The organism is Floricoccus penangensis (assembly GCF_001832885.1).
Classification (GTDB): domain Bacteria; phylum Bacillota; class Bacilli; order Lactobacillales; family Streptococcaceae; genus Floricoccus; species Floricoccus penangensis.
In genome coordinates this window covers 25,833-39,333 of the sequence record NZ_MKIQ01000006.1, presented here as the reverse complement: position 1 = coordinate 39,333, position 13,501 = coordinate 25,833, and the positions used below count along the sequence as shown (strand labels likewise).

The 13,501-nt window shown below is 35.0% G+C and carries 18 protein-coding genes; all 18 read right to left on the bottom strand.

Annotation, left to right across the window (positions count from 1 at the left end; all coding sequences use genetic code 11):
* Complete coding sequence (locus BG262_RS03015) at positions 1-264, bottom strand: ACT domain-containing protein (protein ID WP_070787425.1); 264 nt, start codon at positions 262-264, stop codon at positions 1-3.
* Positions 254-1,963, bottom strand: a complete 1,710-nt coding sequence (gene ilvB, locus BG262_RS03010; RefSeq protein ID WP_070787424.1) for a biosynthetic-type acetolactate synthase large subunit — start codon at positions 1,961-1,963, stop codon at positions 254-256. Before ilvB ends, BG262_RS03015 begins: the two co-directional genes overlap by 11 nt.
* Before the next feature lie 145 nt (positions 1,964-2,108).
* Positions 2,109-3,824 (bottom strand): dihydroxy-acid dehydratase, encoded by a 1,716-nt coding sequence (gene ilvD / locus BG262_RS03005; RefSeq protein WP_070787423.1) that lies wholly within the window; start codon positions 3,822-3,824, stop codon positions 2,109-2,111.
* Between the two features lie 161 nt (positions 3,825-3,985).
* Complete coding sequence (locus BG262_RS03000) at positions 3,986-4,522, bottom strand: VanZ family protein (RefSeq protein ID WP_070787422.1); 537 nt, start codon at positions 4,520-4,522, stop codon at positions 3,986-3,988.
* A gap of 189 nt (positions 4,523-4,711) precedes the next feature.
* Positions 4,712-6,091 carry a glutamate--cysteine ligase family protein gene (locus tag BG262_RS02995; protein ID WP_070787421.1) on the bottom strand — a complete coding sequence of 460 codons (1,380 nt, stop codon included), beginning with the start codon at positions 6,089-6,091 and terminating at the stop codon, positions 4,712-4,714.
* A gap of 336 nt (positions 6,092-6,427) precedes the next feature.
* Positions 6,428-6,808 (bottom strand): 50S ribosomal protein L17, encoded by a 381-nt coding sequence (gene rplQ / locus BG262_RS02990; protein WP_070787420.1) that lies wholly within the window; start codon positions 6,806-6,808, stop codon positions 6,428-6,430.
* A 20-nt stretch (positions 6,809-6,828) separates the two neighbouring features.
* Positions 6,829-7,767, bottom strand: a complete 939-nt coding sequence (locus BG262_RS02985; RefSeq protein ID WP_070787419.1) for a DNA-directed RNA polymerase subunit alpha — start codon at positions 7,765-7,767, stop codon at positions 6,829-6,831.
* Positions 7,768-7,816: 49 nt separating this feature from the next.
* On the bottom strand, positions 7,817-8,200 hold the full coding sequence (gene rpsK / locus BG262_RS02980; RefSeq protein ID WP_070787418.1) for a 30S ribosomal protein S11: 384 nt from the start codon (positions 8,198-8,200) through the stop codon (positions 7,817-7,819).
* 25 nt (positions 8,201-8,225) lie between these two features.
* Positions 8,226-8,591 (bottom strand): 30S ribosomal protein S13, encoded by a 366-nt coding sequence (gene rpsM / locus BG262_RS02975; protein WP_070787417.1) that lies wholly within the window; start codon positions 8,589-8,591, stop codon positions 8,226-8,228.
* Between the two features lie 17 nt (positions 8,592-8,608).
* The gene (gene rpmJ / locus BG262_RS02970; protein ID WP_070787416.1) at positions 8,609-8,725 is read right to left on the bottom strand and encodes a 50S ribosomal protein L36; all 117 of its coding nucleotides are present in this window, start codon (positions 8,723-8,725) and stop codon (positions 8,609-8,611) included.
* 44 nt (positions 8,726-8,769) lie between these two features.
* Positions 8,770-8,988: a translation initiation factor IF-1 gene (gene infA / locus BG262_RS02965; RefSeq protein WP_070787415.1), complete on the bottom strand. Its 219-nt coding sequence runs from the start codon at positions 8,986-8,988 to the stop codon at positions 8,770-8,772.
* 107 nt (positions 8,989-9,095) lie between these two features.
* On the bottom strand, positions 9,096-9,743 hold the full coding sequence (locus tag BG262_RS02960; protein ID WP_070787414.1) for an adenylate kinase: 648 nt from the start codon (positions 9,741-9,743) through the stop codon (positions 9,096-9,098).
* Between the two features lie 114 nt (positions 9,744-9,857).
* Positions 9,858-11,171 (bottom strand): preprotein translocase subunit SecY, encoded by a 1,314-nt coding sequence (gene secY / locus BG262_RS02955; protein ID WP_070787413.1) that lies wholly within the window; start codon positions 11,169-11,171, stop codon positions 9,858-9,860.
* Between the two features lie 12 nt (positions 11,172-11,183).
* Entirely contained in the window at positions 11,184-11,636 is a 453-nt protein-coding gene (gene rplO, locus BG262_RS02950; RefSeq protein ID WP_070787412.1) for a 50S ribosomal protein L15, read from the bottom strand.
* A 95-nt stretch (positions 11,637-11,731) separates the two neighbouring features.
* Positions 11,732-11,911 (bottom strand): 50S ribosomal protein L30, encoded by a 180-nt coding sequence (gene rpmD / locus BG262_RS02945; protein WP_070787411.1) that lies wholly within the window; start codon positions 11,909-11,911, stop codon positions 11,732-11,734.
* A 10-nt stretch (positions 11,912-11,921) separates the two neighbouring features.
* Positions 11,922-12,416, bottom strand: coding sequence for a 30S ribosomal protein S5 (rpsE, locus tag BG262_RS02940; RefSeq protein WP_070787410.1), 495 nt, complete (start codon positions 12,414-12,416; stop codon positions 11,922-11,924).
* Positions 12,417-12,436: 20 nt separating this feature from the next.
* On the bottom strand, positions 12,437-12,784 hold the full coding sequence (gene rplR, locus BG262_RS02935) for a 50S ribosomal protein L18 (protein WP_070787409.1): 348 nt from the start codon (positions 12,782-12,784) through the stop codon (positions 12,437-12,439).
* A gap of 146 nt (positions 12,785-12,930) precedes the next feature.
* Positions 12,931-13,467: a 50S ribosomal protein L6 gene (rplF, locus tag BG262_RS02930; RefSeq protein WP_070787408.1), complete on the bottom strand. Its 537-nt coding sequence runs from the start codon at positions 13,465-13,467 to the stop codon at positions 12,931-12,933.
* Positions 13,468-13,501 lie beyond the last annotated feature (34 nt).

The following is a 13,501-nucleotide window of genomic DNA, read 5'->3' as shown; positions in this document are numbered from 1 at the left end:
TTAATATTCTGTCAAATTCTCAACATCTAAAACATCAACTTGTCTTCGAAGTTGTTTACTCACCAATTCAGTTTCACCCTTATTGTTTTCTGTGAAAGTAAAAATAATTTCCGAAATATCAGGATTCTCAGTAACGTCTGCATGTACACTTAAAACGTTAACTTGCATACGAGTAAGTACTGTCATAACACGCCCCAATACTCCTGCCTTATTGGAAAGTAGCGCCTTCAATTTATGAACTGGAAACTCAGTATCATTCGTCATTAAATTTCACCCCTATCATTTTATCATTTGCCTTTCCTGGTGGAATCATTGGCAAGACTTTCTCTGTCGGACTTACAATAACTTCAATCAGCATGGGAACATTTTCCTTGATAGCTAATAAATCTTCGGACAAAGTCGATGGATCTGTTAGTTTATAATGTTTGATTCCGTAAGCCTCAGCTAGCTTTTGGAAGTTTGGATCATTATTACCTAAAACACTATGACTTAGATTCTCATCATGGAAACTAGTTTGCCATTGTCTAACCATACCCAACGAACCGTTATTAATAAGAATAATCTTTACTGGAATATCATGAAGGTTCAAAAGAGCAAGTTCTTGGTTAGTCATTTGGAAACCACCATCACCAACAAAAAGAATAACCTCTTTTTCTGGGTTAGCGATTTTAGCACCAATAGCTGCGGGAATCCCAAATCCCATAGTACCTAATCCACCACTTGTAATTAACTGTTTACTATTTTTAAATGGATAATATTGTGCAGCCCACATTTGATGTTGACCAACATCTGTAGCAATAATTGCTTCTCCATCAGTATACTCACCAACAAGTTCTACAACTTCTTGTGGATTAATATAATTTTTATGCTTTTTATAATAATAAGGAGCACGTTTCTTATCTGATTGAACTTTTTCAAGCCATTCATCATAAGAACCGCCAACTTGGCCTAGCTCATCCAAAGCATCCAAGGCTCTTTTGGCATCACTAACAAGTCCAATATCAGTATTAACTATCTTATTAATTTCAACCTCATCAATATCAATATGAGCGATAGTAGCATTTGGAGCAAAAGATTTTGTATTACTTACTACTCGATCGTCAAATCTACTACCAATGTTTAAAAGAAAATCAGTTTCCATTAAAGCTTGATTAGCTGCATATGTACCATGCATCCCTGCCATACCTAAATACAGTGGATGGGCGACATTCATAATTCCTTGTCCCAAAAGAGTTGCAGTTACTGGTATATTATTAGCTTCTACAAATTTAAGAAATTCCTCCTGAGCATTAGCATATTGAACACCACCACCAACTAAAATTAGTGGTTTTTTTGCATTCTTTAGTCCTTGAAAAATTTCTATTAATTTATCAGCATTAGGATACTTAGTATATTCATAGTTTGGAAGATTTAATAATGGGTTATTAATTTCTTCTACAATATCAGCCGAAATGTTTTTAGGAAAATCGACTACAACTGGACCCTTACGACCAGTATTGGCAAGGTAATAAGCTTCAGTTAGAATACGTGGAATGTCTGATGCATCTCTTACTTGATAGTTATATTTTGTAATTGGTAAGGTAATATCAAGGAAGTCAACTTCTTGAAAGGCATCTCTTCCAATACCAGGTACTGCTACTTGACCTGAAAGAACAATTAAGGGGACAGAATCCATATAAGCATCTGCAATACCTGTAACAACATTTGTCGCACCAGGTCCACTAGTTACAACAACAACTCCTGGTCTACCAGTTGATTTTGCATATCCTTCTGCCTCATGTACCGCACCTTGTTCATGACGAGCAAGAATATGTTTTACTCCCTCAAAAGAATAAAGTGCATCATAAAAAGGTAATACCGCACCACCTGGATATCCAAAAATTGTATCTACACCCAAATCTTTTAAAGTATCCAAAGCAAGTCGTGAACCAGATTTAGGCTGTTCAAGCTTTATTTTATTCATTAATTAATCCTTTCATTTTTTCTATATTTTCACTAATTTATTGAGCTTCCTAGTCCATTAATTACTAGAATTAGTAAGATTCTTTTTATAGAAAAATATTATAAGAAAGTAAAGGGAAGCTTTGCTCTCTCTCCTTTTTACTCAATTATCTCTTTTCGATTTCTTCTTGGATAAGTCGTTGTAATTCTGCTGGGGAAAGTAAGATACCACCTGTATCTGCACTTGTAGCAAGAGCTGTATATCGAGCTAACCAACCTGTTTTAACTTTAGGCTCAAAGACTGGAACATGATTTTTTCTAAATTCAAGTTGCTCCTGTGTTAGACTAACATTCAAAGTACGTTCATCTAAATCAATTACAATTTCATCACCATCTTCAATTAATGCGATAGGTCCTCCGCTTGCAGCTTCTGGACTTATATGACCAATTGCAATACCACGTGTTGCTCCTGAAAAACGACCATCTGTAATTAAGGCAACATATTTACCCAAACCACGACCTACAATTGAACTTGTCGGTGCAAGCATTTCAGGCATTCCTGGTCCACCTTTTGGTCCCTCATAACGAATTACCACCACATGTCCTTTATCAACAATTTTATTGTCAATTGCTTCTACGGCTTCATCATGTGAACTAAAGCAAATAGCTTTACCAACAAATTTTCTAACAGAAGGATCTACTCCTCCTACCTTAATTACCGCACCTTTTGGTGCAATATTTCCATATAAAATCGATAAACCACCTACTTTTGAATAAGCATCGTCTACTGGATGAATTACCTTTGTATTTTTTATTGAAGCATCAGCTACATTTTCTCTCAGTGTCTTACCCGTAACAGTAATACGGTCTGAGTGAACAGCGTCTATGTCGACTAGTTCTTTTATAATTGCTGAAACACCACCAGCTTCATGTACATCATGCATAGAATACTCCGAACTTGGAGCAATTTTCGAAAGATAAGGTACACGTTTTGCAATGTCATTTACTGTACTTAAATCATAGTCTATTCCTGCTTCATTAGCGATAGCTAAAGTATGCAGGACGGTATTTGTGCTTCCACCCATGGCCATATCCAGTGCAAAGGCATCATCTATAGCATCTTTAGTTACAATATCTCTCGGTCTTACATCATTTTTGACAAGATCCATTAGTTTGAAAGCAGCTTCTCTGATTAAATCTCTACGTTCTTGACCAACTGCAAGAGCTGTCCCATTTCCTGGTAGGGCAAGTCCTAAAACTTCCATTAGACAGTTCATAGAATTTGCTGTAAACATTCCGGCACATGAACCACAAGTTGGACAAGCATTTTGCTCCATAAACTTGAGTTCTTCTTCATTCATTATTCCCTCTTTATAACTACCGACAGCTTCAAAGAGTGATGAAAGAGTTGTTTGATGTCCTCGTACGTCTACACCAGCCTTCATCGGTCCACCCGAACAAAATATGCTTGGAACATTTGTACGCATTGATGCCATAATCATACCCGGAGTAATCTTATCACAGTTTGGAATAAAGAATACACCATCAAACCAATGAGCATTAATTACTGTTTCAGCACTATCTGCGATTAATTCACGACTTGGAAGACTATAACGCATTCCAATATGCCCCATAGCAATACCGTCATCAACACCAATTGTATTGAACTCAAAAGGAATTCCGCCTGCTTCTCTAATCGCTTCTTTGGCAATATCAGCTAACTCCCTTAAGTGAACATGGCCTGGGACAATGTCAATATAAGAGTTACAGATAGCAATAAAGGGTTTATTCATATCCCTTGCTGATTTTACTTGACCAGTTGCATACAAAAGCGATCTTGCTGGTGCTTGTTCTATTCCTTTTTTTATAGTATCACTACGCATAATTTCTCCTTCACATTCAAAAACGTTAGTAACATTATAACATCTAAAAATTAAAAATCAATTGAATAATCAGAAAATTTTAATTAATTTTACTTAGATTCTTAGCCCCTCCAAAAGAAAACAAAAAAAGAAGAGTACCCATTTTACCCTTACTTAATTCATTATTTATTTTGTTGTTTTCGATACTGAACAAAACGATTAATTAATAGAAAAGTTAATCCACCAACAGAATCTAAAATCACATCTTCAATTGTAGGTGTTCTATCACCAGTCAACATTTGATGAAATTCATCTAATGAGGCTAATATTATTATAATAACCAATGAAATTACTAAAAGCTTATTATAGAAATTATTTTCATTCTGTCTTGTCCTATTTTTTGAAAGAAAGGCACTAAGTGATTTATAGATTGCAAGAGATAATACCCCAAATGTGACAAAATGAGCTAGTTTGCGAATAAAAAATTCAATAAACTTGGCATATCCATAATTAGCAATAGATATATTCTCACCAGCATAATTAAATGAAATTTTACTTAATACATCTTTAAACGGTTGGTTTGGAAATATCTTATCAAGATCAGGCACTAAGCTCTGTTGACTATATGTCATACTTGAACTAATCAATAAAATTATTACTACTAAAATTAAAATTATTAACCAAATCCACTTTTTATTTATAGTTTTTTTCTCATCCATTGAATTGAAACATCCTAACTAAGAAATATAGTTCATAATATAACATACATTGCTTAAAGATAACTTATCCGATTCTTTAGAAATATTTTATGCAATATGATAATATGCAGATTATTATTTAAACTCTTTTAAAATTTAAATAATATTCACAAAAGTAATATTTTTATATTTCATTTAACTATAGAACAATTATTTTAGAGCATCAATATTAGCAAACTCTCTTGAAATATCTACTAAACTTTTCCCATCCTTTAATAATCTAACGCTATGTTCAGCTGGATTTTCTTTTTCTTCAACCCTTATCACTAAGTCCTGTAGATACTTTTCTTCGCCATAACCTCTTTTCTCAAGCCCTTCCTTTGAAATATTTAATAAATCATTAGAAAACTTGATAATATCATTTTTTTCTTCCTCTGAAAGATTAAAGAAAGCAAATTTTCTCCTCAATTTTTTAATGTCGGATCCATATTTTTCGAAAAAGAAATATTGATTTAATAAAGTATCTAGACTTGATAAATTTTCAAGTAACCCTAAATGAAAAGCGGCAGTAGAAAAAGTTGCGTTTAACGGTTGGGTACAAATACTCCTAAACTCCAAAGTTCCACGTTTTGTTAAACTTTGATATTTGTAAGAACGATGAAGCTTTAAATCGTTTATATCTGGTACAAGTATTGCTTCTCTTCCTTCGATATCAAAAGCTTTAATTTCTTCTCGATTAAAATATTCGGAAACTGTTAATGGTTGAAAATAATAAGTTTCAGATCCTCTTTCAACAGTAAAAATTGCTGTGTCAACAAGACTCTCTAACACTTCATCTGCATCTATAAATTCATGATCATATACTCCGACATTTTCTTTAAGAATACCATGCATTGAATCCTCCCAAAGAATATCTCTACTTATACCAGTATTCCAAACCTCGTCCCACATATATGAGTTTGCAAATAGCCATGCCTTAGCTGGCTCTATTTTATTAAACAAATTAATAGTTTGAGTCAATTGTCCTTTTGAAATATCAAATTGAACCTGACTACCTTGTATATAAGTTGGATATTCATAATGACTATGTAATCTAAATTCACTATCCATATTCTTTGCCATCAAAAGATATTCTCGAAGCATGCGATAGCGAGAAGAATTTACAGGTGTATTATCATTTTTATTCCAAAAAGGATTAACACCTAAACCTGTAAGACTATGATTATTCTCAAGCAAATATGGTTGAATCACAGAAAAATACTTCTTAAATCGTTTCGCAATTTCGTTTATATCTTGAGTGCGCGCAAATGCGATCTCTAATGTATTATACCCACATTCAAAAAGAATTGTATCATCATTATTCTCCGAAACGATTTCAATAGTATTACCATCAAAATCTGTATGAGTAATTGTAAAACCTTCCTCATCGGTAAATTTATCTAATAAGTTAATAAGTAACTCATGATTTGTCGCACTTCCATCTAAATTAATTATTGGAAATTCTAATTCAACTCCCGTATAAAGGATTGGAGTTTCCTTTAGTTTTTTAAAATATGCTTTTTCTAAAAGCTCTTTAGCTATTGTTTTCATGATGGAGTGCCCCTCTAAAATTCTAGTTCCTTTACTATACAATATTTTTTCTGAAAATTGTAATAAAAAAAATGAAAGAGCTAATAAAAAATATTAATTACTGAATTTAATCAAAAAAATGCAAAAAAAAAAGCACATTGCGTGCGTATAAATATTGCTTTTAAAATAAAAAATAACACTTTATGATGAGTGCTCCGGAGTAGGTAACCTACCCCGGAAAGCCAGAGCTAGACTAAGTACAGGCCAACTTTCGTTAGAAAAGATATATTCTCTTCACCTATACCACCATCATAACACTCAACAAAAAGTGATGAAGAAAGCACTTCTATTTATTTTTTATACTAATTCAATGATAGCCATTGGTGCGCCATCTCCACGACGTGGTTCAGTTTTAAGAATACGTGTGTATCCACCGTTACGTCCTTCGTAGCGAGGTGCGATATCATCAAATAATTTTTGTAATGCAGTTGGGAATGTTTCTGTTTCTTCGTTAAAGTCTTTTAAAGATACTTCATTACGAACAAATGCAGCTGCTTGACGACGTGCATGTAAATCTCCACGTTTACCAAGAGTAATCATTTTTTCAACTGATTTACGGATTTCTTTTGCGCGAGCTTCAGTAGTAACAATGTATTCATTCATAATTAGATCTGTTGTCAAATCACGTAGCATTGCTTTACGTTGTGCGCTTTTACGTCCAAGTTTACGGTAACTCATTATTTCTCCCTTCTTAAATTTTATTTTTCGTTTTTAAATTTTAAACCAAGATCAGCAATTTTGAATTTAACTTCTTCCATTGACTTACGACCTAAGTTACGAACTTTCATCATTTCAGCTTCAGTCTTATCTGTTAAATCTTGAACAGTATTAATTCCTGCACGTTTCAAACAGTTATAAGAGCGAACTGATAAATCAAGTTCTTCAATAGGTTTGTCCAAAGTCTTCTCTGGAGAAACTTCGTCTTTTTCAACCATGATGTCAGCACTTTGTGCCACTTCAGATAGATTTACAAAAAGACTTAAATGATCAGTTAAAATTTTAGCAGAAAGACTTAACGCCTCTTCTGGATCAATTGTACCATTTGTTACAATTTCAAGTGTAAGTTTATCAAAACCGTCTTGTCCACCAACTCGAGCAGGTTCAACTTGATAGTTAACTTTATTTACTGGTGTGTAAATTGAGTCAACAGCTAGTAAACCAATTGGTGCATCATCCACTTTATTTTCATCAGCAGGTACATAACCACGACCTGTATTTACAGTCATTTTAGCTTTAAGACTATGTCCTTCAGCAATAGTAAATAGGTAATGATCTTTGTTTGTAATTTCGATATCACTATCAGTCAAGATGTCACCAGCGGTAACAACTGCAGGACCTGTAATATCTAATTCAATATTTTTTTCACCTTCTACGTATGATTTGATCGCAAGACCTTTGATATTCAAGATAACTTGAGTCACGTCTTCGCGGACACCTGGAATAGTAGCAAATTCATGAAGTACTCCATCAATTTGGATACCAGTTACAGCTGCACCTGGAAGAGAAGACAACAAGATACGACGTAATGAATTACCAAGAGTTGTACCATAACCACGTTCAAGAGGTTCTACGACAAATTTGCCGTATGTTTTTTCTTCATCAAATTTTGTAATTTTTGGTTTTTCAAACTCAATCATGTGTATATCTCCTAAATTATAAAAGTGTGTAATTCAGCACTTACGAAAATTATACACGACGACGTTTTGGAGGACGTGCACCATTGTGAGGTACTGGAGTCACATCACTGATAGCAGTAACTTGTAGACCAGCAGCTTGCAATGCACGGATAGCAGATTCGCGTCCTGATCCAGGTCCCTTTACAGTAACAGCAACAGTTTTCAAACCATGTTCTTGAGCAGATTTCGCAGCAGCTTCACTTGCCATTTGAGCAGCAAACGGTGTTGATTTTCTTGAACCTTTAAATCCTAAAGCACCAGCTGATGACCAAGCAATAGCGTTACCATGAACATCTGTAATCATAACGATTGTGTTGTTAAAAGTAGCATGAATGTGAGCAATCCCAGATTCAATATTCTTTTTCACACGACGTTTACGTGTAGGTTTAGCCAATGTTTATCTCCTTTCTAACTAATTATTATTTTTTCTTACCAGCGATAGATTTCGCAGGTCCTTTACGCGTACGAGCGTTGTTCTTAGTATTTTGACCACGAACAGGCAATCCACGACGGTGACGAATTCCACGGTATGAACCGATTTCCATCAAACGTTTGATGTTTAGATTTACTTCACGACGAAGGTCTCCTTCGACTTTAAGCGCGTCTACTTCACGACGAATTGCATCTTCTTGATCAGTTGTTAAGTCTTTTACACGAACATCTTCAGGAACTCCAGCAGCAGCAAGAATTTTCTTAGATGTTGGTAGACCGATTCCGTATACATAAGTAAGTGAAATCACTACTTGTTTGTCATTGGGAATATCAACTCCAGCGATACGAGCCATTTAGTTTTTTCTCCTTTCTAACCTTGACGTTGTTTGTGTTTTGGATTTACAGAGCAAATTACCATAACACGACCATTACGACGAATAACTTTACAGTATTCGCAAATTGGTTTTACTGATGGTCTTACTTTCATTATAATACCTCCTATTATTTTATAGGGGTAAACCCCCTTTGGGCTTATTTAAAGCGGTATGTAATACGCCCACGAGATAAATCGTAAGGACTAAGTTCAACGGTAACACGGTCACCAGTCAAAATACGAATATAATTTTTACGCATTTTACCTGAAATAGTCGCTAAAACTTGATGACCGTTTTCAAGCTCAACTGTAAACATCGCATTCGGCATAGTATCTATTACTTTACCTTCGATTTCAATTACATCATCTTTTGCCACGCAAAAGCACCTCCTTTAAATTTCCCGCTACGATAATAATATCTAAAAGTCGGACTAGATTATTTTAACATATAATATTTAATTTTGCAAGTCCTTTAGACTACCTATTATGAAAGAATATTAATAATATCCTCAGACACTTTTTCTATATCTTGTTCTCCATTTACTTCTTTAACTAGTCCAAGATTTGAATAATGCTCTAAGATTGGTTGTCCTTGTTCGATATTGATATCTAAACGATTCTTAACTGTTTCTGGCTTATCATCTTCTCTTTGATAGAAATCATGTCCACCACATTTATCACAAGTCCCTTCAACCTTTGTTGGGTTAAATATTTTATGATAAGTTGCCCCACAAGTACGGCAAATATAACGACCACTTAAACGATCAACAAGAATATCAGGATTTACTTCGATGTCAATAACAGCATCAAGCTCAATTCCTAATTCCTTTAGCATTTCATCTAAAGCATATGCTTGTTCAATTGTACGTGGATATCCATCTAATAAGAAACCAGATTCTTTAATATCACTTTCCGCAAGTCTTTCTTTTACAATACCGTTTGTAACATCATCAGGGACTAGTTTCCCTTGATCAATATATTGTTTAGCAAGTTGCCCCATAGGTGTTTCATTCTTCATAGCAGCTCTAAACATGTCACCAGTTGAAATATGTTTTACACCATAAGTTTCAACAATAGTTTCTGCTTGAGTCCCTTTACCTGCACCAGGTAAACCCATGATCAAAAGATTCATTTTTTTCTCCTTAAATATTATTAAATGTTTTAAGTTATAAATTCAAACATAACGATTATATCTCAATTTATAATTCAAAACAAGAGAGGCGAAGAGAATCGCCTCAATGTTGAATTATTCTTCAATAGGATCATCCAAAAATCCAGTATATTTTCTTTTAAGAAGATAACCTTCAAGTTGTTTAATACCTTCAATACTTGTTGTAATTACAATTAGTAGGCTAGTTCCCCCAAGTGCAACCATTTTTGGTAAAGACCAAAGATTTGTTGCAACGATTGGAATAACTGAAATAAGGCCTAAGAAAATTGAACCCACAGTAGCAAGTCTTATAAGAATTGAAGAAATATATTTTTCAGTTCCTTTACCTGGACGTACACTTGGAATATATGATCCTTGTTTCTGTAAATTCTCTGCCATTTTCTCAGGGTTAACCTGTACAAATGAATAGAAGAAAGTAAAGAGAACAATCAATATCGCATATACCAACATACCTGTCCAAGTATTGTAGTCTAATGCACGTTGTAAGTTTTCGATCCAACCAACATTGCCTTTAGTCGCTTTTAATAGCTGTAAAAGAGTGGCTGGAAGAGCTGTAATTGAGCTTGCAAAGATTACAGGGATTACACCAGCAGGATTAAGGCGAAGTGGCAAGTATGAACTTGTCGGCGCACCTTGAACTAGCTTAGTATATTGAATTGGAATCTTTAAAATTGCTTGTGTAAAGTATGTAGTAAAAGCAATAATTATAGCCATTGCTATTAATAAAACAATTACAAATACAATTGAACTAGGCAATTGCTCAGGACGAATATTAACAAATTTCTCATCATATACAGTTTTAACTGCTTGCGGAATTGATGATATGATACCTGCAAAGATTATCATTGATACACCATTTCCAAACCCTTTATCAGTGATTTGTTCTCCTAGCCACACTACAATCATAGATCCTGTTGTAAGAATCATACCAATCATAAGATAAGTACTAACATTTGGTGTATTAACAATACCAGTAGAACTCATAGCATTAAATCCCGCAGTAATAGCAATTGACTGAGCCATCGCTAAAACAAGAGTTATATAACGAGTAGTTTGATTAAGTTTTCGACGTCCAACCTCACCTTGCTTACTCCATTCAACAAAAACTGGAAGTATATCCATTTGAAGAAGTTGCACAATGATTGACGCAGTGATATACGGCGACACACCCATTGCAAAGACAGAGAAATTCTGCATCGCATTACCACTAACTAAGTTAATCATATTAATAAATGGTAAATCAGCTAATTGGTTTAAGCTGTTTACATTTATACCAGGAACTGTAATATGTGTTCCTAAACGAAAAACGAAAAGTATGAAAATGGTAAATAGAATCCTATTTCTAATATCCTTTACCTTGAAAGCGTCTTTCAATGTCTTGAAAAACATAACGCCTCCTTACTAGTCAGCTTTTGGTAGTGTAACAGTTCCACCGTTGTTTTCGATTGCAGCTACTGCACTTGCTGAAGCTTTTGTAGCAGTTACTTTAAGATTTTTTGCTGTAAGTTCTCCATTTGCAAGAACTTTAATTCCAGATTTAACATCTTTAACAATTTTTGCAGCAACTAAAGTATCAGCATTTACTTCTGCTCCGTCTTCAAAACGATTTAAAGTTTCTAGATTCACAACAGCGTAATCTTTACGGTTTACGTTTGAGAATCCACGTTTTGGCATACGACGGAATAATGGAGTTTGTCCACCTTCAAAACCTAGACGAACGCCACCACCACTACGAGCTTTTTGACCTTTTTGTCCACGTCCAGATGTTTTACCATTACCAGATGAAGTACCACGACCTACGCGGTTACGAACTTTACGGCTACCAGCCGATGGTGTTAATTCATGAAGTTTCATTATATATTTTCTCCTAATTCTTTACTATGCGCCAAAACTTCCGCCGGAGTCGGCGAAAGTCTAGCTCGCTTATATTATATATTTTGTAGAATTAATTAAATTTCTTCTACAGTTACTAAATGTGAAATTGAGTTAACCATTCCACGGATAGCAGGTGTGTCATTTTTAACAACACTAGATTGTAACTTGTTAAGTCCTAATGCAGTCACTGTTTTGCGTTGAACAGGAAGACGACCGATTGGAGACTTAGTTAAAGTAATTTTTAATTGAGCCATTTTATCCTCCTTATGCCAAATCTTCTACAGATTTGCCACGTAATGCAGCAACTTCTTCAGCGCGTTTAAGTTGTTTTAATCCATCAACAGTTGCACGAACAACGTTAATCGGAGTATTTGAACCTAATGATTTGCTTGTAACGTCAGCAACTCCAGCAAGCTCAAGTACGGCACGAACAGCTCCACCAGCTGCTACTCCAGATCCTTCTACGGCTGGTTTGATAAGGATACGTCCTCCACCAAATTGACCAATAACTTCATGAGGTACTGTAGTGCCAACCATTGGAACTTCGATAAGATTTTTCTTAGCTGCTTCAACTGCTTTACGGATTGCTTCTGGAACTTCTTGAGCTTTACCAGTACCAAATCCAACACGACCATTACGGTCACCAACAACTACTAATGCAGCAAAGCGAAGACGACGTCCACCTTTAACAACTTTAGTTACGCGGTTAATTCCAACAACGCGTTCTTCGAATTCATTTACTTCTGTATCTCTAGCCATTATTATGATTACCCCTTTCTTTAGAATTTAAGTCCATTTTCACGTGCAGATTCTGCAAGGATTTGCACACGTCCATGATATAGGTAACCACCACGGTCGAAGACAACTTCAGTAATACCTTTGGCAGTTGCTGCTTTTGCTACTAATTCACCAACTTTTTGAGCTTGTTCTGATTTAGTTCCAGTCTCATTTAGTGATGAGGCACTTGCGAGCGTTACACCTGCTACGTCATCAATTACTTGCGCGTAGATGTTTGTATTAGAACGGAATACGTTCAAACGTGGGCGCTCTGCAGTACCAGAGATTTTTCCGCGTACACGACGATGGCGTTTTTGACGCGTTTTATTTTTGTCTGGTTTAGAAATCACAATTCTACCTCTTCTATTTCTATATTATGATAAGTTTTTGCCTATCTTAACTGTTAATAATTTACTTAAAATAGCTAGATACTCAGCAATTTATAATCTTTGAAGAATATAAACTACTGAAAAATCTTATAACTATTTTACTAAAACTATTTACCAGTTTTACCTTCTTTACGACGTACGAATTCTCCAACATAACGAATCCCTTTACCTTTATAAGGTTCTGGTGGACGTTTACTACGAATGTAAGCTGCAACTTCACCAACAACTTCTTTGTTGCTTCCAGTCACGTTAATTGTAGTTGGAGTTGGTACTTCAAAAGTAATTCCTTCTGGAGCAACAACTTCGTCAGGATGAGATTTACCAACGCTCAATACAAGTTTATTTCCTTGTAATTGTGCACGGTAACCAACCCCACGCATTTCAAGTTCTTTTTTGAAACCTTCAGATACTCCAATAACCATGTTATTAAAGTTAGCACGAGTTGTACCATGAATAGTTTTCATTTCTTTTGAATCGTTAGGACGTACGAATGTTACTTCTTGTCCTTCAACTTTCATTTCGATCGCTGTAGGGAACTCACGAGTAAGTTCTCCTTTAGGACCTTTAACAGTAGTTAGACCATCTTTAGCGTCAACAGTAACGCCAGCAGGTAGTACTACTACTTTATTACCAATACGGCTCATATTTTCCTCCTGTTAAATTTTCCCATTGAAATAA